Raw genomic sequence first — 25696 nt, 5'->3', positions numbered from 1 at the left:
AATTGCTAATTGACCTAAAGGTCTCCCAGCTGGGGGCGGATCAGCAGCTCCTCGATTACGGCCTGGGGCGAGAGGGACCAGGCCCCGAATATGGCCTCGGCCACGTCTTCGGGCTTGATGAACCGCTCGGCGGGCAAATCGACACCTTCCCAGCTGGCCGTGAGCGTGGCCCCGGGCAGAATGGCCGTCACGCGCAGCCCGTGCTCTTTCAGCTCCGCGCGCAGCACTTTGGTCATGCCGTAGAGGGCAAACTTGGCAATGCAGTAGGAGCCGCCGTTGGGGTAAGCCATGATGCTGGCCGTGGAGCACATAGTGAAGATGTGGCCCGTACGGCGCGCAATCATAGCCGGCAGCAGAGCCCGGGTCAGGTCGTAGGCGCTGTAGAGGTTCACGTCAATCATCTGGCGCAGCTGCGAGCCGTCGGCGGGCTCGTCCTGCAGGCGGCCGGGAATGAACGCGCCGGTGTTGTTGACCAGCACTTCCACCGGCTGGCCCAGGCTCAGCACGAATTCGGCGAAGCGGCTGGTGTCGTCCGCCCGGCTTAGGTCGGCGGGTAGTGTGTGAATCGTGACCCCGGCAACTTGCTGCTGCAAAGCAGTTCGTAGCTGGTCCAGGTCGGCAGCCGAGCGGGCGCAGGTGATGATGCCGAAGCCAGCCTGGGCAAACCGGGTGATGATGGCGCGCCCGATTCCTTTCGTACCACCCGTGACGACGATATATTTTTGCATTCCTTTGCTTGCGGTTGAGGTTTTTACGTAAGGACAGCGGGCCGGCTTTTCAGGCAGTGGCCCTCCCCTTCCGGCGCAAGTTTCGGCTTTCTTTCTTCTATTTCTCCTTTTTATGGTCAAAACCTTCGGCGAGTTCCTGATTTTCATGCAAAGCATGCTAACCAGGAAAGAGCGGTTTGCCGTCCTCTGGCAGCGCACCCTCGATGAAGCCATCCTCATTGGTATCGACTCGGTATTTATCGTCGCCATCGTAGCCGCCTTTATCGGGGCCGTGACCTGCGTGCAGATTGCCTATAACCTCATCAATCCGCTCATTCCCAAGTCGACCATTGGCTTTATGGTGCGCGAAATGACGATTCTGGAGCTGGCCCCCACCATCACCAGCATTGTGCTGGCGGGGAAGGTGGGCTCCAGCATCGCGGGCGGACTGGGCACCATGCGCATCACCGAGCAGGTGTCGGCGCTGGAAGTTATGGGCATCAATTCGGCCTCCTATCTGGTGCTGCCCCGCATCGTGGCGGCCATGCTTATGTTTCCGCTGCTCGTCATTCTGGCCATGGTACTTTCTATCACGGGTGGGTATCTGGCCGGCACGCTGTCGGGGGCTATGTCAGCCCAGGAATACGTGGAAGGTATCCGCACCGATTTCGTGCCCTACAACATCGCTTTCGCCCTGATTAAATCGGTCGTATTTGCGTTCCTGGTCTCGGCCATCTCTTCGTTTAAAGGCTACTACACCGAAGGCGGAGCCCTGGAAGTAGGCGCGGCCAGCACCGGGGCCGTGACCAATTCCATCATCGCCATCCTGCTGGCCGACTACGTGCTGGCAGCCGTACTTTTGTAATGTGCTAATGTGTTTGAATGGGCTAATGTGGAAATGTGCTGATGTGCTGAATCGGTTCCGCTTAGTTGATAATACATCAGCACACTAAGCATTAGCCCATTCAAACACATCAGCCTACCAGCCCATTAAACTCATGATCGAGATTCATAACATCCAGAAATCCTTTAATGGCAACCCGGTGCTCCGGGGTATCGACTGCATCTTCGAGACGGGCAAGTGCAACCTGCTGCTCGGCGGCTCGGGCACGGGGAAAAGCGTGTTGCTGCAGTGCATCGTCGGGCTGATGAAGCCCGACCTGGGCAGCATTACGTTCGACGGTACCGTGTTCACCAACAACAAGGTGGACATCAAGCAGGATATCCGCCGCAAGATCGGGATGCTGTTCCAGGGAGGCGCGCTGTTCGACTCAATGACGGTGTACCAGAACACCGAGTTTCCGCTCAAGATGCTGACCCCGGAAATGAGCCGGGAGGAGCGCCGCGACCGGGTGGAATTCTGCCTCAAGCGCGTAGGACTGGAAAACGCGGGCGACAAGATGCCTTCCGAAATTTCGGGCGGCATGAAAAAGCGCGTCGGCATTGCCCGTGCCATTGCCCCCAACTGTACTTACCTGTTCTGCGACGAGCCCAACTCCGGCCTCGACCCGGCCACCAGCATCAAGATCGATGAGCTGATTCACGAAATCACCCATGAGTACGGCATCACCACCGTCGTCATTACCCACGACATGAACTCGGTGGTTGAAATCGGAGACCACATCATCTTCCTGCACAAGGGCCAGAAGCTCTGGGACGGCAACAAGGACGAAATCCTGAATACCACGGTGCCCGAGCTCAAGGAATTCATCTTCAGCAGCAGCCTCGTGCGCGCCGCCAAAAAAGTGGATGAGGAAGCCGAAGGCGGCCTAACGGCCATCGTGGAAGAAACTATGAAAGACGGGGAAGCGGCCAACGACAATTCCAACCGCTAATAGCTCCCCGACAGCAAGAAGCCCGGCTCATCCTGATGAGTCGGGCTTCTTGCGGGTACTCCGGTAGCGGCTACTGCCCGCGCAGGCTCTCCACGTGCGCCAGGTGGTGGCGGCCGTGCCAGGCATACATCACCAGCGCCTGATCGAGCGTAAACTCCCGTTCCGTGCCGGGATGGTAGAAGGTGCGCCGCCACTGCGCCTCCGTCAGATGGTGGAGCAGCGTAATCCAGCGCGAGTGCAGGGCCTCAAGCAGCGTAAGGGATACCGTAATGGGTGTGGCAGCCACGTCGGGCAGCTCGGCCCAGGCGGTTTCGTCGTAGGGCCGGATGGTGGGGTTATCCTCCGTCAGGGCCAGGCGGTAGCGGGTGTAGCAGTTCAGGTGAGAATCCGCGACGTGATGAATTACCTGCCGGCCGCTCCAGCCACCGGGGCGGTAGGGCCGCTGCAACGCTTCCCCACCCGCCGCCTGAGCCGCCGCCCGCAGCTGCGCCGGCAAGTCGGCAATCTGCTGAATACAGGCCGTGCGCTCGGTGGCGCTGAGCGGTCCGGTCGGGAGCTCAGCCCGCCCGATGGGGTAACGCAGGTGGTCGTCAGGGGTCGTCGTCATGGCTGCAAATAAAAGCAAACGAAAACGCTGCCTCCAACCGGAAGCAGCGTTTTTGTTAAGAAACATCTTGACCATAATCAGCGAAATCACCGCTAATCCGCGAAAATCAGTGATCTATCCGTCGCGCTTGTTTAATTCGTCGCGGATTTTGGCGGCTTTCTCATAGTCTTCTTTTTCGAGGGCCTGAGCCAGCATTTTGGTCAGCTCATCCAGCGAAACCTGACCGCTCGGGTCGCGCGGGGCGGGCTCGGGCTTGGGGGTGCCGGAGGGGTCGTCGTCCTCGTCCTCATCGTCGTCGTCCGAGTCTTCATCGGCATTTTCGTCGAGGTCACTCAGGATAATCCCGGCTTCGCTCAGTACGCTTTCCACCGTGAAAATCGGCACGCCGAAGCGCAGACCGATGGCAATGGCATCGGAAGGACGCGCATCGAGCTCAAAGGTGGTCGCGCCGTCGGTGCAGACGATTTTGGAATAGAAGACGCCCTCCTTCAGGTCCGAAATCAGGACTTCCAGCACCGCTACGTGGACGTGCTCGGCAAACGACTTGAATAAGTCGTGGGTGAGCGGACGGTTCGGGCTGATCTTTTCGATCTGAATAGCAATACTTTGGGCCTCGAACATCCCAATAATGATCGGCAGACGCCGGTTGCCGGTTTTTTCGCCCAGGATCAGGGCAAACGAACCCGACTGCGACTGGCTGGACGACAAGCCCAGAATTTCAAGCTGAATTTTTTTCAAGGGTCTGAGGACTTAGCTTCTGCTGACCTGCGGCGGGGGTCGTTGGAACTTCGTGGGCGGCCTTACCAGGTACAAAGAAAGTAAAGGCCCCGTAATCGATGGTCGAATCACCTAAAAAAAATTGGGAAACCGGGATAATCCGGCAGCCAGCCAGGTCCCGGTTTCCCAACTCTGAGCCAATTAACTCAACTCCTTAACCGCCTGCGTGAGCTTGGGCAGCACATCGAACACGTCGCCCACGATACCGTAGTCGGCGGCTTTGAAGAACGGCGCCTCGGGGTCTTTGTTGATAACCACGATGACCTTCGACGAGTTGACGCCGGCCAGATGCTGGATGGCACCCGAAATCCCGCAGGCAATGTACAGGTTCGGCGACACCGTGATGCCCGTCTGCCCCACGTGCTCGTGGTGCGGACGCCAATCGATGTCGGACACGGGCTTGGAGCAGGCCGTAGCCGCGCCCAGCGCCTTGGCGAGGTCTTCGATGAGGTTCCAGTTTTCGGGGCCTTTCATGCCGCGGCCACCGGAAACCACTTTATCGGCTTCGGGCAGCAGAACGCCGCCGGCCTGATCCTGCATCACCACCTGCTTGGGCGCATCGGCGAAATCGGCTTCGACGAGGCTGGCCGAGAAGGCTTCAACCGTCGCCGTTTTGCCCGCTTCGTGGAGGGCTTCGATGGAGTTTTTCTTGACGGCAATAATTTTCCGGTCGCCGGACAGCACCACGTCGGCAAAGGCTTTGCCCGAGAAGGCGCCGCGCTTCACCGTGAAGCTGCTGCCGTTGGCTTTGGGCAGCTCCACCACGTTGGTAGCCAGACTGGCCTTCAGCCGCACCGAGAGGCGCGAGCCCACCGAAGCGCCGATGTTGGAGTTAGCCAGCACAATCACCAGCGACTGTTCTTTCTCGGCGGCGGCGGCAATGAGCTTGGTATAGGCCCCGTTCACGAAGTCCTTCAGGCGCGGCTCCGCGTCGTAGAGCACCTTGCTGATGCCTTGCTCACCGAGCAGGGCCAGGTTGGCTTCGGTAGCCACGCCCACGGCTACGGCCGTAGCCGTGGTGCCAAGCATCTGGGCCACCTGACTGCCATAGGAAGCCACTTCCAGCGAAGATTTTTTCACTTCGCCGTTATCACATTCAACAACTACTAGAACGGACATATTTTTTCAATTAAGAACTAAGAATTAATAATTAAGAATTGTCAATGGCGAAATCATGCTTTTCGGGCCGACCGCCAATTATTAATTCTTAATTGTTAATTCTTAATTGATTTTAGATGACTTTGGCTTCGTTGCGGAGCAGGCGGATCAGGTCGCCGGCGCTTTCGGCCGGGATGAGCTTCACGCCCTGCTTCTTGGGGGGCAACGCATATTCGGCTACTTCCGTGCGGGCCCCTTCGCCGACGGCTTCCACCACCTTCAGCGGCTTGGTACGCGCCGTCATGATACCGCGCATGTTCGGGATGCGGGGTTCGCACATGGGCTGCTGACACGAGGCCACGAACGGGGTTCTTACTTCCACAATCTCTTTTCCGCCCTCGATTTCGCGCTCCAGCGTGGCCGTGGTAGCGCTCATGTCGAGCTTCATGGCCGGGGCTACGGTTGGGATGCCGAGCATTTCGCCCACCATGCCGTGGACCTGGAAGCCATTGTAGTCGATGCTTTCCTTGCCCATCAGAATCACGTCGTAGGCCCCTTCTTTGGCCACGGCCGCAATCTGCTGGGCCACGAAGTAGGCATCTTTCGGCGCGGCGTTGACGCGGATGGCATCGTCGGCGCCGATGGCCAGGGCCTTGCGGATGTTCGGCTCGGTGTCGGCCTCACCCACGTTGAGGACGGTGACGGTGCCGCTGCCCTGCGCTTCTTTGAGCTCGATAGCGCGGGTAAGGGCGTATTCGTCCCAGGGGTTAATCACGAACTGCACTCCGGCCTTATTGAACTCCTTATTATCGGGCGTGAAGGTTATTTTGGTGGTCGTGTCGGGAACGTTGCTGATGCAAACGAGAAACTTCATCTACGGCTGCTTGGAATGAAAGATAAACTACGGGAAAGACCCTAATTTCGGGCGAAGATACAGAAAACTCCCGCCCAATGGATACTATGCCCACGCGTCTCGACCAACTCTTAGGCTTCTACGCCGACGATCCGAACGACCCGTTCACCATCTACGCTATTGCCACCGAGTACCGGGTCACAGAGCCCCACCGGGCCATGACGTACTACCAGACCCTGCTCGACGACCACCCCGATTACGTGGGCACCTACTACCACGCCGGCAAGCTGCTGGAGCACCTACAAAAGCCCGAGCAGGCCGAAAAGGTTTACCGCCGGGGCCTGCAGGTGAGCCGCCAGGCCGGGCAGATGCACGCCGCCAGCGAGCTGCAGCAAGCCCTGAATCAGCTGCTGGGGCTGGACTACGAGGACGAGTAGATCCGCCTGACCACTGGGTGCCAGCTTGCAAACGGCCCGGCCCCGGCCTCAACGCAAAAGCGCCTTTCCACTCCTGGAAAGGCGCTTTTGCGTTGAAATAAAAAATACTCAGACTATGACGTAAACATACGACATATTATGCCGTATGTTTACGTCATAGTTTTCCCAATCCATGACTCACGCCAAGATTTCTCACTTCACTACCGACCAGCAGCAACTGGCTCGCGTGGCCAAGGCGCTGGCTCACCCGGCCCGGGTGGCCATCATTCAGCTGCTGGCCAGCAAAAAAACCTGCATCAGCGGCGACATTGCCGCCGAGCTGCCCCTGAGCCGCACCACCGTGTCGCAGCATTTGCAGGAGCTGAAATCCGTAGGCCTCATCCGCGGCGACATCGACGGGCTGACGGTATGCTACTGCCTGAATACCGAGCTGCTGGAGCAGGTCCACCAGCAGTTCACGGCTTTCTTCGTGGAAGCCACCAGCACCACCTGCGGCCCGGAGGATGCCTGCGCCTGCTGATTTTATCCTCTGCTAACTCCGGAGTTCTAAATTCCCCCATCTAAGCTCTGCTCATGAAAACTGCTGTTTTTCCCCGGATGCACGTCTCGCTGTACGTGGCGGACCTGACCGCCACGGTCAGGTTTTACGACGCCTTCTTTGGGCAGCCGGCGGCCAAAATCCGGCCCGGCTACGCCAAGTACGTCCTGGATAAGCCTTCGCTGATCATCTCCTTCGTGGAAAATGCCGGCCGGGTGCAAAGCCACTTCGGGCACCTGGGCTTTCAGGTAGAGACGGTGGCCGAGCTGGACGAGCGACTGACGGCGGCCCGCGCCGCCGGCCTGGTGCAGCGCGAAGAAATGGGTACCAGCTGCTGCTACGCCAAACAGGACAAGTTCTGGGTAAACGACCCCGACGGCGTGGAGTGGGAAGTGTATTACTTCCACGAGGATGCCGAGTTCAACGACCCGCGCTACCAGGCCGAATACGACGCGGCGGGCACCAGCCAGTGCTGCCTTGCCCCGGCCGTTGGTCAGCCCGCCGAAGTATCTGAAAAGCTGGAAACGGCTCCGATGGCCTTCGCCCTGGATACGGTGGCCAGCTGTGCCCCCAGCTCTGGTCCCGGTGGCGTCTGCTGCTAGAATTTCGGCCCTCCGCAACTCGGTGACTTGCCCCTTCTTCCTCCAACCATGACGCTGCTTCCTTTTCTCGAAACACCCTGGCCCGAAGCACGCGCTATTTACGAAGCGGGCATTGCGACCGGCACCGCCACGTTCACCACCGCAGCACCCACCTGGCAGGAGTGGAACCAGGGCCATCTGCCGCACAGCCGGCTGGTGGCCACGGACGCTGCCGGGAACGTGCGGGGTGGGCCGCCCTGTCGCCGGTGTCGGGGCGGGGCGGGTATGGGGGCGTGGCCGAAGTGAGCGTGTACGTGGCTGCTGAAACCCGCGGCCGGGGAACAGGCCGGCAGCTGCTGGCGGCGCTGGTGGCTGAGTCGGAACGCCACGGGGTGTGGACGCTCCAGGCCGGCATCTTCCCCGAAAACCAGCCCAGCCTCCGCCTGCACGCAGCCGCCGGTTTTCGGTGGGTAGGCCGGCGGGAGCGAATCGGGCAGCTGCGCGGGCGGTGGCAGGATACGCTGCTGCTGGAACGGCGCAGCACTCTAGTGGGCACCGCGGCCTGATTCTTACTTCCCAGCTCCTTCCCCAGGCTTCTCATGAACCCAACGTCCCCCAGTATAGCGCCTACCGCAGCGGTAGCGCGCAAAAAGCTCTCCGGCCTGGACCGGGGCCTGACCCTCTGGATCTTCCTGGCCATGGCCCTGGGCGTAGCGCTGGGCTATTTCGTGCCCGGCGTCGAGCGGGCCATAAACTACTTCTCGGTGGGTACCGTGAACGTACCGCTGGCCCTGGGGCTGATTCTGATGATGTACCCGCCGCTGGCGAAGGTGAAGTATGAGCAGCTGCCAACGGTTTTCCGCAACCCGCGCATTATCGGTCTGTCGCTCTTTTTGAACTGGCTGGTGGGCCCGCTGCTGATGTTCCTGCTGGCCATCTGGCTGCTGCCCGACAAGCCGGAGTACATGATGGGGCTGATTCTGATCGGCATTGCCCGCTGCATCGCCATGGTACTGGTCTGGAACGAGCTGGCCGACGGCAGCCGGGAGTATGCGGCGGGGCTGGTGGCGCTGAATTCCATTTTCCAGGTGCTGTTCTACAGCGTGCTGGCCTGGCTATTCATTACGGTGCTGCCCCCCTATTTCGGGCTGCAAGGCTACAAGGTGAACATCGGTATCGGCGACATTGCGCAAAGCGTGCTCATCTACCTGGGCATTCCCTTTGCCGCTGGTTTTCTTTCGCGCTCCATTTTACGGACCGCGAAAGGAGACGAGTGGTATGAGCAGGTATTTATCCCCGCCATCAGCCCAATTACCCTAATTGCCCTGCTGCTGACCATTATAGTGATGTTCAGTCTGAAAGGGGAGCTGATCGTGCGCATTCCGCTGGACGTGCTGCGCATTGCCCTGCCGCTGGCGTTGTACTTCGGCATCATGTTCGGGCTCAGCTTCGCGGCCGGCAAGTGGCTGGGGGCTGACTACGCCGAGAATACCGCCATTGCCTTCACGGCCACCGGCAACAATTTTGAGCTGGCCATTGCCGTGGCCATCGGCGTGTTCGGGCTGAACTCCGGCCAGGCCTTTGCCGGCGTCATCGGCCCCTTAATTGAAGTTCCGGCGCTGATTGCCCTGGTGAACGTAGCGTTCTGGTTCCGCCGTCGCTGGTACGGCGGCCAACCGCCGATACCCCCGGCAAACAACTGATTTCTGACTCATTCCCGGTATTCTCCGCTATGCCTGAGCTGACCACTGTTTCCGTCATTACCTGCCCCGCGTGCGGAAACCAGCACGCGGAGGAAATGCCCGCCGACGCGTGCCGGTATTTCTACGAATGCCCGAGCTGCCACACCGTGCTCAAGCCGAAAGCAGGAGACTGCTGCGTGTTTTGCTCCTACGGCACGGTCAAGTGTCCTCCCATTCAGGGCGGCACCGGCGGCGGCTAACCCCTCCCCTTCCTTATTCTGGTGATGAACCAGCAAAACATCCTGGTGCTCTGCACCGGCAACTCCTGCCGCAGTCAGCTGCGGCACGGCTACCTGGCTCAGGAGCTGGGCAACCGGGCCACGGTATACAGCGCCGGCGTGGAAACCCATGGTCTGAATCCGCGGGCCGTCCGCGTGATGGCCGAAGACGGCATCGACATTGCGCACCATACCTCCAACCACGTGGACGAATACGCCGCCATCCCCTTCGACCTCATCGTTACCGTGTGCGACCACGCCCGGGAGGTGGCCCCCGTTTTTCCCTCCCCGGCGAAAAAACGGCACCACAACTTCCCCGACCCGGCTCAGGCTACCGGTTCCGAAGAAGTCATTCTGGAGGAATTTCGCCGCGTCCGCAATCAGATCAAGGCTTATGCTCAGCAGCTGGTCCGAAAGGCGGAGGTATAGGCCGCGATTCGGCTAAGGGTGTATTTCGACCAGAAGAAGCCTGCTGCCCCGCGCACAAGGCTTTTTTACTATATTCAATTTCTGCGCTCCTTTCCACGCCTACCACCTCTTGCTCCTTTTGGTATGATTCACCTCTCTGCGCCCCCCAAAACTGCGGTCTGGCCCCCGCTGCCGCTGGCTGAATGGCAACCCACCCTGGCCACGCTGCACATGTGGACGCAGGTAGTGGGCAAAATCCGGCTGGCCTGTACGCCGCTGGTCAATCACTGGTGGAATGTGCCGCTCTACGTCACGGCCCGGGGCCTGACGACTTCGGCCATGCCCTACGAGGACCGCTCCTTCCAGATTGATTTCGACTTCATCGACCACCAGCTGCTCATCCAGTGCAGCGATGGGGCCTTCCGCACCTTAAAGCTGGAGCCACGCAGCGTAGCCAGCTTTTACCACGAAGTATTCCGGTTGCTGGCCGAACTGGACATTCCCGTCCGCATCTGGAAAGTGCCCGTAGAAATTGAGGACCCAGTTGCTTTCGATCAGGACGAGCTGCATGCCAGCTATGATGCCGATGCGGCCCGGCGCTGCTGGCAGGTCCTGAGCCAGGTAAGCCGGGTGCTGGAAATATTCCGGGGCCGGTTTGCGGGCAAGTGCAGCCCCGTACATTTCTTCTGGGGCAGCTTCGATCTGGCCGTTACCCGCTTTTCGGGTCGGCGCGCCCCGGTTCGGGAAGGAGCCGATCCTATTACCCGCGAGGCCTACTCCCACGAGGTATTCAGCCACGGCTTCTGGCCCGGCAGCGGCCAGCAGGATGCCGCCTTCTACGCCTACGCCGCCCCGGTCCCACCCGGCATTGCCAACGTCAAAGTCCACCCGAAGGAAGCTTTTTACAGTTCTGAGCTGGGCGAATTTCTGCTGCCTTACGAAACCGTACGCAAGGCAGCCAATCCTGAGGCCACGCTGCTATCGTTCCTGCAAAGCACCTACGAAGCCGGCGCGACCCTGGCCCGCTGGGACCGAACGGCCCTGGAGCGCATGGAATAATGCGTCTCCCTACTCCCTCTACAATCAGCTGATATATGAACGCCGGGCAGGTTGGTCAGGCCCCCGTCTTTGCCTGGTTCAGGATAGGGCAAGCCTGGCCGAAGCCACGCGCGGGACCCTGGCCATCAACTATTTGGGAGGAGTCCGCTACCGGTCGGATTATCCTCCCGGCCGGAAGCCCAAAAAACTCATTCTGTTTCACCACGCCGCACCACGCTGCACCGTAGGAAGCAGGTTTTGCCCGGGGCCGCCGAACTTTATGCGGCTGGTTCACGTCGGGGGGAATGCGCAAGACCATTCTGCTTGGGTTGGCCGTGCTGCTCAGCACGGCTACCCGCACCTTGGCCCAAACGGAGATTATCGACTATAAAGAGTCGTCCTTCGTCCGGCACATCCGCCCTGACCGCTCCGGCCAGAGCATCACCACCAACATGCTTTTTCCGGGGCAGGTACAGCTGGATGCCACCCTTACTCACTACGACCCTTTCGGCCCTACCAGCGCGCTGGGCCGGCCGGTTTCCACCGGCGTGCTGCGCATCGGCTTTTTCAACACCATTGAGCTGCGCGCCGCTCAGAGCTACTCCAAACCGCTGGGGCGGACCGGAGCAGCGCCGGAAGGCTCCCCGGCTTCGGCTGGACCAGCCGCCGGATTTGCACCGCTTACGCTCGGCGCCAAATTTCTGGCTTCCACTACTCAGAATGGCCGTTCCCAGGTAGTGGTGCTGGCCGAAATGACGTTACCTAACGGGGACGCGTCTTTCCGGAATAAGGTACTGGAGCCCGGCGGCCGCTTGCTGGTTTCCCAGATTATCGGTCAGCGCTACCGTCTCGAATCCAACCTGGGCTTCCGGCAGCGCGGCTTCCGGGCCGCCGATACCAAGCAGGGACAATACCTGGGCACCTTCGCTTTGCACGGCCCCCTGGGGGGTAATTTCAACTTTTTCGCCGAAGGCTATACTACCTGGCGGCAACAGCAAAAACTCGCCCCGGGTCTCACTTCCGGCATTTCCTGGCGCCCCCTCCCCGGCCTGCGCTTCGACCTGACGGCGGGCCGGACGCTGACCGCGGACGCTACCAACGGTTTCACCCTGGGCGGAGGGCTGGGCCTGCGGCTGCCGTTGCACTAATGGTTTGATTGCCCCGATATGCGGCCGGCCGGCAGAATGATTGTTTGATATCTTTGGTCACGATAAACAGACCAGATCCAGGCTATGGATAAGATTCCGGTGTTGCTGGTTGCGGGGCTGCTGTTGGCCGGGGGTCCGGTGCGGGCGCAGGCGGCTGATATTGCGCACCACGGCTCGATTACGGGCCTCAACGACCCGGAGCCCGCGGATCCACGCTATCTGCCGGCCCATGAGCTGGCCCGCCTCAAAGCGTCAGCGTGGTGGCCCGAGCCCGTGGTGGAGCGGCAGAAAAGCGTCCGACCGGCCCGTCGGCTTCCGAAACGACAACTTCAACTTCCGGGCAGGCTGGCTCCGACAGCCCTTCCCGATTCGGTGCCCGGCCGCCCCTGAGCCTTTCCTGGTTCGGCATCCGCTTGCAATCAATCAAAAAAAGCCCCCGCTACCTTCCGGCAGCCTTGTCCTTACCCAAAACTTTTGTAGCGGCAACGAGGAAGCTTCCACGCAGGGTCCCGCAGGGGTAAAGCGCAGGGTTGCGCCGTGATTTTGCTGAATGGCACTGCGAGACACCGCGCTTTACCCCTGCGGGACCCTGCGTGAAGCACATCCGGGCAAGCCCGCTCCGGATTATAGGTAAGCACAAGGCTACCCTCCGGCCGCGGGGAATTTTGCGGGTTTCAGGGGCGCTTGACCGCCGTTTCCGGGGCAATGCGGGTGGGGGTCTGGGCACCCGAAATGATGCCGGCGGCACTGCGGGCAATGGCATTGATGACGGCCGTCATGTTGGGTAGATCCAGGCTTTCCACTTCGTCGTTCACGCTGTGGTAGAGCTTATCGGTCGGAATCTGGTCGGTGCTGATGCTGTGGGCCGGCACGCCGAGCCGGGCCAGAGTGGCGTTGTCGGAGCGGTAGAACAGGTTTTGCGCCGGATACGGGTCGGGCTCGAAGCGGAAGGGCGTGCCGGTCAGGTTCTGCTGGAGCAGCTTGCCGAAGTCCGATTTATCGAAGCCGGTGATGAAAGCGGTGTTGGGGCCGGACTTCGCCTGCTTGCCAATCATTTCGATGTTGAACATGGCCGTCACGCGCTGGGGGTCGATTTGACGGGAGAAATACTGGGAGCCGTAGCCCCCGATTTCCTCGCCCGTAAAGGCCACGAAGACCAGGGTTCGAGCGTTGTCGTTTTTCTTTTTGAAGTACTCTGCCAAAGCTACCACGGCCGTAGTCCCGCTGGCGTCATCGTCGGCACCATTGGCAATGGAGTCGCCGGCCACGGTGGGCAGGAACCCCAGGTGGTCGTAGTGGGCCGAGAAAACGACCATTTCTTCCGCCCGCGTCTTGTCCTGGCCGGGCAGAACGCCCACCACGTTGCGCAGCTCCAGCGTCCGAACGATGGTATTGGCCGCCACCCGAAATTTGACGGCCGCGTTGGGCGTTTCCGTCAGCACTACCACGCAGGAGAATGAGCCGGGCTTTTCGGCGTGCAGCGTGCCGGAGCGCAGCCGCTTAGCCAGCCGCTCAAAATCGGCGGCATGGGCCGGATCCAGAATGACTAACAGATTCTCCTTGGGCTCCAATAGCTGGCGAAATAGCTGGGCCGGCAAGGCCGGGGCCCCGATAACCATTACCCGGGCGGCCGGATCATCGGCGTCGGTCCAGTTCAGCTTGGGTTCCCCCGAAATCAGCAGGGCTTTGTCCTTGGGAATGCTGACGCCATTGATGGTGACGTAGAGCGCCGCGGTGCGGGTTTCGTAGGCCGGAAACGTTTGCTCGTAGGTGGTCAGGCCCGGCAATTGGGCCAGTTCCAGCCGGCGGAATTCCTCGGCCAGAAACCGGGCGGCTTTCCCCCCCCCCGGCTGCGTGGTGGCCCGGCCCTGCATGTCATCGGCGGCCAGCGCCCGCACCACCCGCTCTACGGTAGCGGCCGGCACGGCGGAAGAAACAGGAATAGCTGCTTTTTTCTGGGCCACTAAAAAACCAGGGGTCAGATAGCCGATTAATAAAACGAAAAGAATCCTTTGCATCACGCAAAATAAGCCTTTTGCGAAGTTATCAGGTAACCGCGAGGACATGACAGCATATTTTTCGGATTTTCCCGGCCTATGATGATAAAGTATAGCGGCAAGTCTCATGACTCGTTCGTTGGTGCTTTTGGCCTGACTTACCGGTGGTAGTTCGTTGGCAGCTTGTCGGACGGGCACGCCCACCAGGGGAGCAGCAACCGCTGCCGCCCCATCAGCCGCCACCACTCCGCCGGCCTCTTTGCGCAGTACGCACCGGGTGCCGCGAATTCTAAATAATCAGCTGGTAGCCACGGCCGGCCAGGAACCCTGTGTACGGCTGCGCGCCACCGGGCGGCGGGCCGAAGGCCATGGCGGGGGCAGCCGTTTCACGGACTCTTTCGAGCTACCCGCCGAAGATCAGCTCCGCTTTGGGGCCCTGCTTTCTACCAGGACGGCCTGCGCCGACGACCGTAGCAACACCATAGAAACCACCGGCCTGAACACGCTGACCACTACGCGTACCTACCAGATTAAAGGTGACCCGGGGCGGCTGTTTGCGGCAGCGTTTACCTCCCCGGCGGCCATCCTGCACGCTGTATATCTGCGGTAAGCCCATAAACAAGGGGAGCGGACCCAAGAACGGTTGTTCCTGGTCCGCCCCCCTTGTTTATGGGCTTGCCCCTACCCCAGCGTCAGCACCAGATCGTCGGCCTGAACCAGGGTTCCTTCGGTGAGTTGCAGACTCTGCACAGTGGTATCGGCGGCGGCGGTGATGGTGGTTTCCATCTTCATGGCCTCAATGATGAAGAGGGGCGCGTTTTTTTTCACTTCCTGCCCGTTCTGCACCAGCACCCGGGACAGCATCCCCTGCAACGGCGCACCCACCTGGCGCGGATTCGCCTTGTCGATTTTCTGGTTGCGCACCGTCTTCACTTCTACCGCCCGGTCGCGCACTTCCAGGTTGCGGGTCTGCCCGTTGAAGGAGAAGAACACCGTGCGGTTGCCGTCGTCGTTCACCTGGCCCACCGAGCGCAGCTTCACGATGACGGACTTGCCGCGGGCAATGTCGATGATGGTTTCCTCCCCGGGCCTGAGGCCGTAGAAAAACACCCGCGTGGGCACCACCGACACGTCGCCGAATTCCTGCAGATGGGCCCGGTACTGCTCGAATACTTTCGGATAGAACAGGTACGAGAGCAGGTCGGTGAACTTGCCGCCGGCACCGAACTTGGCCTCGAACGCTTTCATCTCCTTCTTGAAGTCGATGGGCTTGAGGTGCTCGTTGGGCCGGTCGGTGAAGGGCTTTTCGTCCTTCAGAATCAGCTTCTGCAGCGCCTGGGGCCAGCCGCCCTCGGGCTGGCCGATGTCGCCGCGGAACAGGCTCTGCACCGATTCGGGGAAGCTCAGGGTGTGGCCTTTCTCCAGCACGTCGGCCGTAGTCAGGTTGTTGGTGACCAGGAACAGGGCCATGTCGCCCACCACCTTCGAGGAAGGCGTAACCTTCACAATGTCGCCGAACAGCTCGTTCACGTCGGCAAAAGTCTTTTTCACCTGCTCAAACTTGTCGCCCAGGCCCAGGGCCGCCGCCTGGGGCCGCAGGTTGGAGTACTGCCCGCCGGGAATCTCGTGCTGGAACACCTCCGAGGTGCCCGCCTTCAGGCCCGACTCGAAGGGGTAGTAGTACTCGCGCACGGTTTCCCAGTAGTTGGAGAATTCGTTGAGGCTTTCCTGGTCGAATTCGCGGTGCCGGGGCTGCCCGCGCAGCATTTCCACCACCGAGTTGAAGTTGGGCTGCGACGTCAGGCCCGACAGGGAGCCGATGGCCACGTCAATCACGTCCACGCCCGCTTCCACCGCTTTCAGGTAGGTGGCCGGCTGCAACGATGAGGTGTCGTGGGTGTGCAGGTGAATCGGGATTTTGACCGTCTCGCGCAGGGCCGTAATCAGCTCGGTGGCGGCGTAGGGCTTCAGCAAGCCGGCCATATCCTTGATGCAGAGAATGTGCGCCCCGGCGTCTTCGACCTGCTTGGCCAGGCGCAGGTAGTAGTCGAGCGAGTATTTCTGGTTGCGCTTCGGGTCCAGAATGTCGCCGGTGTAGCAGATGCTGGCCTCGGCCAGGCCCTGGGTTTTCTTGCGCACGAAATTGATGCACGACTCCATGCCCGGCATCCAGTTCAGCGAGTCGAAGATGCGGAACACGTCGACGCCGGTTTCCCAGGCCTGCTGCACGAACCGCTCGATGAGGTTGTCCGGGTAGGCCTTGTAGCCCACGCCGTTGGCTCCGCGGATCAGCATCTGGAGCAGGATGTTGGGCACCGCCGCCCGGATTTTAGCCAGCCGCTCCCAGGGATCCTCGTGCAGAAAGCGCAGGGCCACGTCGAACGTCGCGCCGCCCCACACTTCCATCGAAAACGTCTGCGGGTGCATTTTGGCGTAGCGCTCGGCCACCTTGAGCAGGTCGAAGGTGCGCATGCGGGTGGCCAGCAGGCTCTGGTGGGCGTCGCGGAAAGTGGTGTCGGTGTAGTGAATCTGCGGGTCCTCGCGCAGCCATTTGGCAAAGCCCTCGGGGCCCAGCTCGGTGAGCTTGTCCTTGGTGCCGGGCTGGTAGGGCGCCACCGGATCGAAAGCGGGCAGCCGGGGCTTGCGCAGCTCCCGGTTGGGGTCCACGAGGCCCTTCACGTCGGAGTTGCCATTCACGATGATGTCGCCCACGAAGCCCAGCACCTTCGAGCCGCGGTCCTGGCGGGCCTTGTACCTGAACAGCTCGGGCGTGTCCTTGATGAAGTCCACGTTGGCGTGCCCGCTCACGAACTCGGGGTGAGCAATGATGTTTTGCAGAAACTGGATGTTGGTGCGCACCCCGCGGATGCGGAACTCGTCGAGGGTGCGGGCCATCTTGGAGGCCGCGCCTTCCAGCGTAGGTGCGTGGGCCGACACCTTCACCAGCAGCGAATCGAAAAACGGCGAAATCTTGGCGCCCTGATACACCGAGCCCTGGTCGAGGCGGATGCCGAAGCCGCCGGCCGAGCGGTAGGCCACGATGGTGCCGTAGTCGGGCTTGAAGTCGTTTTCGGGGTCTTCGGTGGTGATGCGGCACTGAATGGCGTAACCCGTTTTCAGGGGCCGCCCGCCCACCTCCAGCCCGATTTCGGGGGCCGCGAGCCGGTAGCCGTCGGCAATGTAAAGCTGGGTTTTGATCAGGTCGATGCCGGTTATCATCTCCGTCACGGTGTGCTCCACCTGAATGCGCGGGTTCACCTCGATGAAGTAGATGCGGTCCAGCTCGGGGTTGACCAGGAATTCGACGGTGCCCACGTTGTTGTAGTTCACCGCCCGGCAGATGCGCAGGGCGTACTCATAGAGCAGGTGGCGCTGGTGGTCGGCCAGGTCGAGCGACGGGGCCACTTCCACCACTTTCTGGAAGCGCCGCTGCACCGAGCAGTCGCGCTCGTAGAGGTGGACGATATTGCCGTAGTTATCGGCCACGATCTGCACCTCGATGTGCTTGGGCCGCTCCACGTATTTTTCCAGGAACACCGTGTCGTCGCCGAAGGCTTTCAGCGCTTCGTTGCGGGCCTCGAAGAAGCCGCGCTCCAGCTGCTCATCGTCCCGAATCACACGCATACCGCGGCCGCCGCCGCCCGAAGCCGCCTTCAGCATCACCGGGTAGCCGATACGGTTGGCTTCCTGCCGGGCAATTTCGAAGCTATCCAGATCCTGAATGCTGCTTTCGATGATGGGCACCTGGCACCGCACGGCCACGCGCTTGGCGGCCACTTTGTCGCCGAGGGCTTCCATCACCTCGGGGCGCGGCCCCACGAAGCGGATGCCTTCCTCCCCGCAGCGGCGGGCCAGGGCGGCATTTTCGCTCAGGAAGCCGTAGCCGGGATGAATGGCATCGGCCCCGTTTTCTTTGGCTACCCGCAGAATGCCTTCGATGTCCAGATAGGGCTTCAGCGGGTCATCGTCGCGGCCGATCTGGTAGGCTTCATCGGCCTTGTAGCGGTGCAGGGAGTAGCGGTCTTCGTAGGTGTAGATGGCTACCGTAGGAATGCCCAGCTCGGTGGCGGCGCGCAGCACCCGGATGGCAATTTCGCCGCGGTTAGCGACCAGCAGTTTGCGAATATTCATAACTCGGAAAAGGCGTTTTGGGGTGTGGTGGGCATTCAGGCCCGAAAGCTAGGCAAAAGCCCGGCAAGACCCGGAGTGCAGCAGCGAATTTTTGCTGAAGCTTACTTATTCGCGCTCCGGCTATTCTGCTAAAGCCGGGTTTAGGGCCCAATATATAAACCTTGGCCACGTCGCCGGGTTGTCAGCCCACACCTTGTCCCCCGTTTCCGCATGGACTTTTCCCAAAAGAATATTCTTATCGTCGGCGCCTCCTCGGGCATCGGCCTGGCTACGGCCCAACTGCTCCAGAAACTGGGCGCTAACCTGTTCACGGCCTCCCGCCACCTGTCGCCGGAGCTGGAAGCGCTGGGCACCACTTTCCTGCCCTTCGACGCTACCCAGCCCCTGCCCGCGGAGCTGCTGGCGGCGCTGCCCGAAGTTCTGCACGGCGTGGTATATTGCCCCGGCAGCATCAAGCTGCGCCCCTTTGAACGAATTCCGCTGGACGATTTCCGCGCGGAGTTCGAGCTGAACGTACTGGGCGCGGTGCAGGTGCTACAGGCCGTGATGAAGCGCCTGAAAAAGGCCGAGGGCGCGTCGGTTGTGCTGTTCAGCACGGTGGCCGCCACCACGGGCATGAGCTTCCACGCCAGCATTGCCACGGCCAAGGCCGGGCTGGAAGGCCTCACCCGCGCCCTGGCCGCCGAATATGCCCCCAGCAACGTGCGGGTGAATGCCGTGGCTCCTTCCCTCACCGATACGCCCCTGGCCGCGGCGCTGCTCAACTCGCCCGAAAAGCAGGAAGCCAGCGCCAAGCGTCACCCCCTGCAGCGCATCGGCCAGCCCCAGGATCTGGCCTACATGGCTTCCTTCCTGCTTTCCGAACACGGCTCCTTCATCACCGGGCAGGTAATGCCGGTAGATGGCGGGATGGGCCGGTTGAAGTAGGGACTTGGTTTTTGGTTTACGGTTTTTGGTTTTTGGTTTTTTTGGCTTTCCGCCTGGATGAGGCATAACCGGCTTAAGGCCCTTGCTCCCGCCTCGCTGCCAGCCGTTTTCACCGCTCTGCTTCAGGCCTCAACCAAGCTTCTGCTTGTTCGTAGGGTTTTGAGCGGGAAAACAGGAAGGTTCTGCGCAAGCTCAGGATGACAGCCGTTCCCGCAACCAAGCTCCCAGGACCCCAAATACCAAGCTCCCACCAATCAAGAACCCAAGCCCCTAACCAACCAGGACCCACATGAAAATCGTCATCTTCTGGCACCGGCGCGACCTGCGTCAGCACGACAACGCGGGTCTGGCGGCGGCGCTGCGAAGCGGCTTGCCCGTAGTGCCACTCTTCATCTACGACCGGGAGATTCTGGATCTGCTGCCCAGCCGCAAGGATGCCCGCGTCACGTTCATCTATGACCAGGTGGAACGACTGGGCGGGCTTACGGCCCGGGCGGGCGGCACTTTTCTGGCCTACTACGGCCGGCCGACGGAGGTATTTGCGCAACTTACCCAGCGCTACGAGGTGGCCGCCGTGTACACCAACGAAGACTACGAGCCCTACGCGGCGGAGCGGGACGCGGCTATTGCGGAAGTATTGCGCGGGCGCGGCACGGAGTTTCACGCTTTCAAGGACCAGGTGATTTTCGCTAAAGACGAGCTGCTGGGAAAATCCGGCAAGCCGTCGAAGGTGTTTGGCGCCTACAGCAAGGCCTGGCTGAATGCCTTGCGCGACGAACAGCTGGAGCCGCATCCGTCCCGGGAATTAGTCCGGGCCGAAAACCTGACGCCTCTGCCGGATGCCCCGGCCCGGCCGACGCTGGCCGAAATGGGCTTTGAGCGCTGCGAGCAGTTTGTGCCCGCCGCCGAGCTGCCCACCGCCACCCTGGTGGAGAACTACCACAACACCCGCGACCAGCCCGGCCTGGTGAACAGCAGTACGCGCCGGTCGGTGCACCTGCGCTTCGGTACGCTGAGCGTGCGGGAGCTGATGCGTCAGGCCCGGGAATTAAACCCCAAGCTGCTGGGGGAGCTCATCTGGCGCGACTACTTCATGATGCTGCTCTGGCATTTCCCTTTCACCGCCTCCGAAAGCTACGACCCACGCCTGCGCCAGGTGCCCTACCGCAACAACGAAGACGAATTTCAGGCCTGGTGCGAGGGCCGGACGGGCTACCCGCTGGTGGACGCCGGGATGCGGGAGCTGAACCAGACCGGCTATATGCCCAACCGGGCCCGGATTGCGGCGGCCGGCTTTCTGGTCAAGCACCTGCTCATCGACTGGCGCTGGGGCGACCGGTACTTCGCCGATAAGCTGCTCGACTACGATATGGCCAACAACGTGGGCAACTGGCAGTGGATGGCCGGCACCGGCGCCGTGGCCGCGCCCTGGTTCCGGGTCTACAGCCCCCAGAATCAGCTGGAAGCCTATGACCCGCAGCTGGTCTACGTGAAAAAGTGGGTGCCCGAATTCGGCACCACCAGGTACGTCAAGCCAATGGTCGACCACAAGTTCGCCCGGCAGCGCGCCATCGACACCTTCCGCGCCGCCTACCGGGCGGCGGGGGAATAGTCTGTCATCCTGAGCAAAGCGAAGGACCTTCCGCTTCGCCCCTGCCAGACTCTTTTCGAAGCAGTAAGCCCTTTTCTGTTGGCGCGGAAAAGGGCTTCGCTCATTTAATGAGGCTGGTCAGTTATCTGCGGAAGGGCCTTCGCTTCACTGCGTTGCCGCTATAAGCGCGGAATGCTCAGGATGACAAACGACGGATTTTGCCCTCACCCCGACAACCTAAGCGCCCGTCGCGGGTTATAGCTACTATGGAAAAAGAGCGCATCAAACAGGCTTACCTCAGCTACGTACTGAACAAAAACACCCCGCCCGCGTCCGTCTTCAAGCTGACGCAGAAGCTGGGCATGCCCGAGGCTGAATTCTACCGCCACTATGCCACCTTCGCCGCCATCGACCGCGAAATCTGGGGCGACTTCGGCCGCGATGCCCGGGAGCGGGCGGCTAAGGAGCCGGTGTGGGAAACGTACGGGGCCCGGGAAAAGCTGCTGGCCTTCTACTTCACCCTGCTCGAAATTCTGAAGCAGAACCGCAGCTACGCGCTCTGGTCGCTGCGCAAGTATATGCCGCCGGTGCCGGGCCTCACGCCCCGGGTGCTCGACGACTTCCGTCAGGACTTCGAGCACTTCGTGGCCGACCTGCTGCGCCAGGCCCGCCAGACCGAGGAGGTAGCCTCCCGACCGCTGGTACAGGGCCAGTACCCGCGCTTTTTCTGGGCCCAGGTGATGTTCGTGCTGGGCTTCTTCGCCAAAGACGACACGCTCAATTTTGAGCGCACCGATGCCGCCGTGGAAAAAGCCGTTACCCTGAGCTTTGACCTGGTGGGCCGCAACTCCCTGGATTCGGCCCTGGACTTCGTCCACTTCCTGATTCGCCGCCGCTAATGCCGGACCTGTCTGATACGCCGGCCCGGGACCTGAACCCGGCCCCGGCTGATAACGCGGCGGAGTTGCGCCAGCTTTCCTCCATTCCGACCACCAAGGTGGCGCGGGCGGCCCGCTTCGCCAAAACGGGGCTGAAAGTGGGCGCCAACTACGTGAAGCACTACGCCCGCCGCTCGGTAGGCGCCGAAAGCAGCACCGACGACCTGAACCAGGCCAACGCGGCGGAGCTGTACGGCACGCTGAGTGAAATGAAAGGCTCGGTGCTGAAGGTGGCGCAGATGCTGGCCATGGAGAAAAACCTGCTGCCCGCTGCTTACGCCGACCAGTTTGCCAAGGCCCAGTACCAAACCCCGCCCCTTTCCGGCCCACTCGTCGTCAAGGTTTTTCGGGATGCCTTCGGCCGCTCGCCCTACGAGCTTTTCGAGGAGTTTGACCTGAACGCGCGCCAGGCCGCCAGCATCGGCCAGGTGCATTTCGCCCGCCAGAACGGCCGGCCGCTGGCCGTGAAAGTGCAGTACCCCGGCGTGGCCGACAGCATCCGCTCTGATATCCGGCTGGTGAAGCCCATTGCCCTGCGCGTGATGGGGCTCGATGAAGCCCAGGTGCGGCCTTACCTGGAGGAAGTGGAAACCCGGCTGCTGGAAGAAACCGATTACGCGCTGGAGCTGCGGCGGGGCACCGAAATCGGGGCCCGCTGCGCCCACCTGCCCCACCTGGAGTTTGCCCGCTACTACCCCGCGCTTTCCTCCCCCCGCATCCTGACCATGGACTGGCTGGGCGGTCAGCACCTGAAGGAGTTTCTGCCGGCCAACCCCAGCCAGGAAATCCGCAACCAGCTGGGGCAGGCACTCTGGGACTTCTACGCCTTCCAGATGAATACGCTCCGGCAGGTGCACGCCGACCCTCACCCCGGCAACTTCCTGCTGCGGACCGAACACGGCGGTACCGTGGGCGTGCTGGACTTTGGCTGCGTAAAGGAAATTCCGGCTGACGTGTATACCCTGTTCACGGCCCTGCTCACGGCCGAGACCCTGGCCGACGAAACCCGCCTGGCCGCGCTGCTGACCGAGGCCGGGATCCTGCGCCCCGAGGATACGCCCGCCCGCCGCGCCTTTTATATAAGTACTATGGAAGCCTCGCTGGAGCTGGTGGGCCGCCCTTTCCGCCAGCCCACCTTCGACTTCGGCGACCCCACGTACATGGCGGCGCTCTACGCCCTCGGCGACGATCTGCTGCAGCAGCCCGAGCTGCGCCAGCAGCGGGAGCCGCGTGGGTCGGAGCATTTTATCTACCTGAACCGGACGTACGTGGGCCTGTATGCTTTGCTGACCGAGCTGCGGGCCGTGGTGCAGACCGGAGCCGCGTGAATTTTGGCTTTGCCAAACTATTCCGGCAGGCCTAAGCTGTAGTTACCGATCGGTAGCGCGTTTATGTAGCTACATCAAACAAGCTAACGGTCGGCATTTCCACTTTTCATCATTTTTTCATTCTATGAAAAAGATCTGGACCCTTTGCGCCGCGCTGCTGAGCGTGGCAACTATGGCCTCGGCGCAGAGCAAAGTAAGCTGCTGTGCCCGGCCTGCGGCCAATGCCACGGAAACCTTTGCTATGCTGGCTACCAACGAAGACTTCTCCGGCGGCCACGACTCTCCTCTGCCCTACGCCTACCAGGGCCAGGGCGAAATGATTGAGTTCAAAACTACCGATGGCCTGACCGGCAAAGGCTTCGAAATCAAGAGCAACGTGCGCTCCGACAAGTACCTGTTCATCATCCACGAGTGGTGGGGGCTGAACGACTACATCAAGAAGGAAGCTGCCACCTACGCCAACGAGCTGAAAGGCGTCAACATCATTGCCCTTGACCTCTACGACGGCCAGGTAGCCACTACCCCCGACGAAGCCGGTAAGCTGATGCAGGCCGTAAAAACCGAGCGGGCCGAGGCCATCATCAAAGGGGCCCTGCTGCACGCGGGACCTGGTGCCAAAGTAGCCTCTATCGGCTGGTGCTTCGGCGGCGGCTGGAGCCTGCAGACGGCCCTGCTGGCCGGCCCGAAGGCGGTGGGCAGCGTGGTGTACTACGGCATGCCCGAAAAGGACGTGGCCAAGCTCAAAACCCTGAACACCGACGTGCTGGGCATCTTCGCCACCCAGGACAAGTGGATCAACCCCGAAGTGGTGGCCCGGTTCCAAAAGGATATGGCCGCGGCCAAGGAGAAAGTGACCATCGTGAGCTACGATGCCGACCACGCCTTTGCCAACCCTTCGAACCCCAAATACAGCAAGGAATATTCGGCCAAAGCCCACGGGCTGGCGCTGGCGTATCTGCGCAAGAATTTCAAGCTCAAGTCGTAATTCCGGCGGCCTGCTTGCAGACGTTACCTGTTCGCAGAAAAGCCCGATTGCAGCAGCAGTCGGGCTTTTTCTATGGTAAACTCCCTACTGACAAGTATGCGCGAAACCTGATGAATTTACCGGGCCCACAGCCTGGGTAAAGATCTGCCAGGGCCGGCCATCCATCCCCCTTTCACTCTCCTGGCATGGCCACGCCCCCTGATCTGCTAACCGAGTGCAGTGAAAGCCACTAGAACCCGACCAACAAGCTGGTGCATTGGGTGTGCGTCCCGCTGATTATGGTTTCCCTGCTGGGTCTGCTATGGTCGGTACCAATGCCGGCGGCCGTACGGCAGCTGAGCCCCTGGCTGAATCTGGCCACCCTGATGATGGGGCTGGCGGTAATGTATTGAACCTGTTTAGGGTTTCGGTTTTTTCGTCGTTTGTCGTGCTTCATCTGGCTTCCGCTTGCGAAGGACCTTCTCACGACGGCTCATGTTGGCCTAATTCCAAGTGGTACGGACGTGATAAGGTCCTTCGCTCCGCTCAGGATGACAGCTTTTTCGAAACCCTAAACAGCCTCATTATCTGCGGCGGTCGGTGCGGCGGTCCATCGGCATGGTGCTGGTATGGGCGCTGATGGCGGGGGCCCTGCGGCTGGTGCAGGCCGGCGCGGCGCTACCGCTGTGGGGCGTGTGCATCATCGTTTTCGGGCTGGCTTGGGTGGGGCAGCTTTGGGGCCACAAGGTGGAAGGCCAGAAGCCCGACTTTCTAAAAGACCTGCAGTTTCTGCTCATTGGGCCGCTGTGGCGGCTGCCCTTCGTGTACCGGGCCCTGGGCCTAGCGGTATTAGGCGAAGCGGTGACAGGTGAAGTTGTGAACTGGTGAAAAAGCGTCTGTCATCCTTCACCTGTCGCCAGCTCACCGCACCGGCTCCAGCTCCCAGCCCGTCGAGAGCAGGGCGGCCAGCTCGGCTACGCTTTCGGTGAGCTGCTCCCAGCTGTTGAGCACGAAGTACTGATCCTGCAGGTGCTGCTCGCTGTAGGGCGTGTGCAGCACGGTGGCCAGATCGAACGGCTGCCGCCGGGTGATGTCGCCGAGGCAATGGTGGATTTCGCCCGACGATGAGAGCAGGCCGGCGCCGTACATCCGGGCCTCGCCCCGCTCCAGTACCAGCCCAAACTGCACGGTGAAGCCGTAGAGCCGCTCCAGCCGGGCCAGCGCCGGCGCATCGTGCAGATGCTGGGCGGCTACGTGGCCCAGGAAGTGCAGGAAATCAGCGAAAGCGTGGTCCATCAATAGCGGCACGTGGCCGAATACGCCGTGAAACAGGTCGGGCTCTTCAATGAAGTCGAATTGCTGCATGGAGCGGATCCAGACCGTGGCGGGAAACTTGCGCTGGGCCAGCAGGCCGAAGAAATCGGCATCGTTGAGCATCCCATGCACGGGCTCCAGCTGCCAGCTGGTAGCCTGGTGCAGCCGCTGGCTGACTTCGGCGAAGTCGGGGATGGCGCCGCGGTGCAACCCCACTTTGGCCAGGCCCTGCCCGAAGGCCGTAGCGGCGCGCTTGTGCAGCAGCGCCGTCTGGCGGTCGAACAGTACTTTCCAGACCAGCTGATCCTGGGTGGTGTAGCAGGCGTAGTCTTGCTGTAGCATGGCAGAGGCATAAAAAAAGCCCGGCTCCTGGAAGGAGTCGGGCTTTCGTGTGATTTCAGAGTTTGGGTAGCATGACTACTTACTTTCCGGAATGGCAACGCCGCCCGACTTCGTCCCGCACGGGACGAATATTGGTTAGGCAGAAGCGTTTCGCGGACTGGTTCATCATGACAGGGG

27 protein-coding genes are annotated in these 25696 nt (G+C 61.2%); 19 read left to right on the top strand and 8 right to left on the bottom strand.

The annotated features are described in order from the left end of the window. Positions 1-14 precede the first annotated feature (14 nt). The gene (locus tag ABD833_RS02010; RefSeq protein ID WP_345070626.1) at positions 15-728 is read right to left on the bottom strand and encodes an SDR family oxidoreductase; all 714 of its coding nucleotides are present in this window, start codon (positions 726-728) and stop codon (positions 15-17) included. Positions 729-840: 112 nt separating this feature from the next. On the opposite strand from ABD833_RS02010, the gene ABD833_RS02005 reads away from it, so the two are divergent. Further along, complete coding sequence (locus ABD833_RS02005) at positions 841-1572, top strand: MlaE family ABC transporter permease (protein WP_345070625.1); 732 nt, start codon at positions 841-843, stop codon at positions 1570-1572. A 133-nt stretch (positions 1573-1705) separates the two neighbouring features. Continuing rightward, a complete protein-coding gene (locus tag ABD833_RS02000; RefSeq protein ID WP_345070623.1) occupies positions 1706-2542 on the top strand; it encodes an ABC transporter ATP-binding protein in 837 nt (278 codons plus the stop codon). A gap of 70 nt (positions 2543-2612) precedes the next feature. Here the strand turns inward: ABD833_RS02000 and ABD833_RS01995 are convergent, their stop codons facing one another. The 4 genes from ABD833_RS01995 to ABD833_RS01980 form a co-directional block, all read right to left on the bottom strand. Beyond that, positions 2613-3149, bottom strand: coding sequence for a YfiT family bacillithiol transferase (locus tag ABD833_RS01995; protein ID WP_345070621.1), 537 nt, complete (start codon positions 3147-3149; stop codon positions 2613-2615). A gap of 114 nt (positions 3150-3263) precedes the next feature. After that, complete coding sequence (locus ABD833_RS01990; RefSeq protein ID WP_345070620.1) at positions 3264-3887, bottom strand: bifunctional nuclease domain-containing protein; 624 nt, start codon at positions 3885-3887, stop codon at positions 3264-3266. 180 nt (positions 3888-4067) lie between these two features. Next, positions 4068-5045 (bottom strand): electron transfer flavoprotein subunit alpha/FixB family protein, encoded by a 978-nt coding sequence (locus tag ABD833_RS01985; protein WP_345070618.1) that lies wholly within the window; start codon positions 5043-5045, stop codon positions 4068-4070. Positions 5046-5157: 112 nt separating this feature from the next. Continuing rightward, a complete protein-coding gene (locus tag ABD833_RS01980) occupies positions 5158-5898 on the bottom strand; it encodes an electron transfer flavoprotein subunit beta/FixA family protein (RefSeq protein WP_345070616.1) in 741 nt (246 codons plus the stop codon). A 77-nt stretch (positions 5899-5975) separates the two neighbouring features. Here ABD833_RS01980 and ABD833_RS01975 point away from each other — a divergent pair, with 77 nt between their 5' ends. The 10 genes from ABD833_RS01975 to ABD833_RS01930 all read left to right on the top strand — a co-directional run bounded on the left by ABD833_RS01975 (position 5976) and on the right by ABD833_RS01930 (position 12377). After that, positions 5976-6314, top strand: a complete 339-nt coding sequence (locus tag ABD833_RS01975) for a tetratricopeptide repeat protein (protein WP_345070614.1) — start codon at positions 5976-5978, stop codon at positions 6312-6314. Positions 6315-6486: 172 nt separating this feature from the next. After that, positions 6487-6834, top strand: a complete 348-nt coding sequence (locus ABD833_RS01970; RefSeq protein ID WP_345070613.1) for an ArsR/SmtB family transcription factor — start codon at positions 6487-6489, stop codon at positions 6832-6834. 53 nt (positions 6835-6887) lie between these two features. Then, positions 6888-7454: an ArsI/CadI family heavy metal resistance metalloenzyme gene (locus ABD833_RS01965; RefSeq protein ID WP_345070611.1), complete on the top strand. Its 567-nt coding sequence runs from the start codon at positions 6888-6890 to the stop codon at positions 7452-7454. Between the two features lie 245 nt (positions 7455-7699). Beyond that, a complete protein-coding gene (locus tag ABD833_RS01960; protein WP_345070610.1) occupies positions 7700-7999 on the top strand; it encodes a GNAT family N-acetyltransferase in 300 nt (99 codons plus the stop codon). Between the two features lie 33 nt (positions 8000-8032). Next, entirely contained in the window at positions 8033-9136 is a 1104-nt protein-coding gene (gene arsB, locus ABD833_RS01955; RefSeq protein WP_345070609.1) for an ACR3 family arsenite efflux transporter, read from the top strand. A 29-nt stretch (positions 9137-9165) separates the two neighbouring features. Then, complete coding sequence (locus ABD833_RS01950; protein ID WP_345070608.1) at positions 9166-9375, top strand: GDCCVxC domain-containing (seleno)protein; 210 nt, start codon at positions 9166-9168, stop codon at positions 9373-9375. A 24-nt stretch (positions 9376-9399) separates the two neighbouring features. Then, complete coding sequence (locus ABD833_RS01945) at positions 9400-9822, top strand: arsenate reductase ArsC (protein WP_345070607.1); 423 nt, start codon at positions 9400-9402, stop codon at positions 9820-9822. 123 nt (positions 9823-9945) lie between these two features. Continuing rightward, positions 9946-10860, top strand: a complete 915-nt coding sequence (locus ABD833_RS01940) for a DUF5996 family protein (protein ID WP_345070606.1) — start codon at positions 9946-9948, stop codon at positions 10858-10860. 284 nt (positions 10861-11144) lie between these two features. Continuing rightward, positions 11145-11987: a transporter gene (locus ABD833_RS01935; protein ID WP_345070605.1), complete on the top strand. Its 843-nt coding sequence runs from the start codon at positions 11145-11147 to the stop codon at positions 11985-11987. An 84-nt stretch (positions 11988-12071) separates the two neighbouring features. Continuing rightward, positions 12072-12377: a hypothetical protein gene (locus ABD833_RS01930; protein WP_345070604.1), complete on the top strand. Its 306-nt coding sequence runs from the start codon at positions 12072-12074 to the stop codon at positions 12375-12377. Positions 12378-12661: 284 nt separating this feature from the next. Here ABD833_RS01930 and ABD833_RS01925 read toward each other — a convergent pair whose 3' ends face one another. Continuing rightward, positions 12662-14005 carry a M20/M25/M40 family metallo-hydrolase gene (locus tag ABD833_RS01925; RefSeq protein WP_345070603.1) on the bottom strand — a complete coding sequence of 448 codons (1344 nt, stop codon included), beginning with the start codon at positions 14003-14005 and terminating at the stop codon, positions 12662-12664. A 256-nt stretch (positions 14006-14261) separates the two neighbouring features. Between ABD833_RS01925 and ABD833_RS01920 the strand changes: the two genes are divergently transcribed. Then, positions 14262-14594, top strand: coding sequence for an META domain-containing protein (locus tag ABD833_RS01920; RefSeq protein ID WP_345070602.1), 333 nt, complete (start codon positions 14262-14264; stop codon positions 14592-14594). A 71-nt stretch (positions 14595-14665) separates the two neighbouring features. On the opposite strand, the gene ABD833_RS01915 is transcribed toward ABD833_RS01920, so the two are convergent. Beyond that, entirely contained in the window at positions 14666-18115 is a 3450-nt protein-coding gene (locus tag ABD833_RS01915) for a pyruvate carboxylase (RefSeq protein ID WP_345070599.1), read from the bottom strand. A gap of 210 nt (positions 18116-18325) precedes the next feature. On the opposite strand from ABD833_RS01915, the gene ABD833_RS01910 reads away from it, so the two are divergent. The 6 genes from ABD833_RS01910 to ABD833_RS01885 all read left to right on the top strand — a co-directional run bounded on the left by ABD833_RS01910 (position 18326) and on the right by ABD833_RS01885 (position 24751). Beyond that, on the top strand, positions 18326-19042 hold the full coding sequence (locus ABD833_RS01910; protein WP_345070598.1) for an SDR family NAD(P)-dependent oxidoreductase: 717 nt from the start codon (positions 18326-18328) through the stop codon (positions 19040-19042). A gap of 289 nt (positions 19043-19331) precedes the next feature. Continuing rightward, a complete protein-coding gene (locus tag ABD833_RS01905) occupies positions 19332-20654 on the top strand; it encodes a cryptochrome/photolyase family protein (RefSeq protein WP_345070597.1) in 1323 nt (440 codons plus the stop codon). Between the two features lie 245 nt (positions 20655-20899). Further along, a complete protein-coding gene (locus tag ABD833_RS01900) occupies positions 20900-21532 on the top strand; it encodes a TetR/AcrR family transcriptional regulator (protein WP_345070596.1) in 633 nt (210 codons plus the stop codon). Beyond that, a complete protein-coding gene (locus tag ABD833_RS01895) occupies positions 21532-22899 on the top strand; it encodes an ABC1 kinase family protein (protein WP_345070595.1) in 1368 nt (455 codons plus the stop codon). The genes ABD833_RS01900 and ABD833_RS01895 overlap by 1 nt, the downstream gene beginning before the upstream one ends. Positions 22900-23023: 124 nt before the next feature. Continuing rightward, a complete protein-coding gene (locus tag ABD833_RS01890) occupies positions 23024-23884 on the top strand; it encodes a dienelactone hydrolase family protein (RefSeq protein ID WP_345070594.1) in 861 nt (286 codons plus the stop codon). A gap of 579 nt (positions 23885-24463) precedes the next feature. After that, positions 24464-24751 carry an Mpo1-like protein gene (locus tag ABD833_RS01885; protein WP_345070593.1) on the top strand — a complete coding sequence of 96 codons (288 nt, stop codon included), beginning with the start codon at positions 24464-24466 and terminating at the stop codon, positions 24749-24751. Between the two features lie 33 nt (positions 24752-24784). On the opposite strand, the gene ABD833_RS01880 is transcribed toward ABD833_RS01885, so the two are convergent. After that, the gene (locus ABD833_RS01880; RefSeq protein ID WP_345070592.1) at positions 24785-25519 is read right to left on the bottom strand and encodes a phenylalanine 4-monooxygenase; all 735 of its coding nucleotides are present in this window, start codon (positions 25517-25519) and stop codon (positions 24785-24787) included. Between the last annotated feature and the right edge of the window lie 177 nt (positions 25520-25696).

Source organism: Hymenobacter fastidiosus, from assembly GCF_039539565.1.
In the GTDB taxonomy this organism is placed as follows: Bacteria; Bacteroidota; Bacteroidia; order Cytophagales; family Hymenobacteraceae; genus Hymenobacter; species Hymenobacter fastidiosus.
This window is presented reverse-complemented; position numbering and strand designations above follow the sequence as displayed.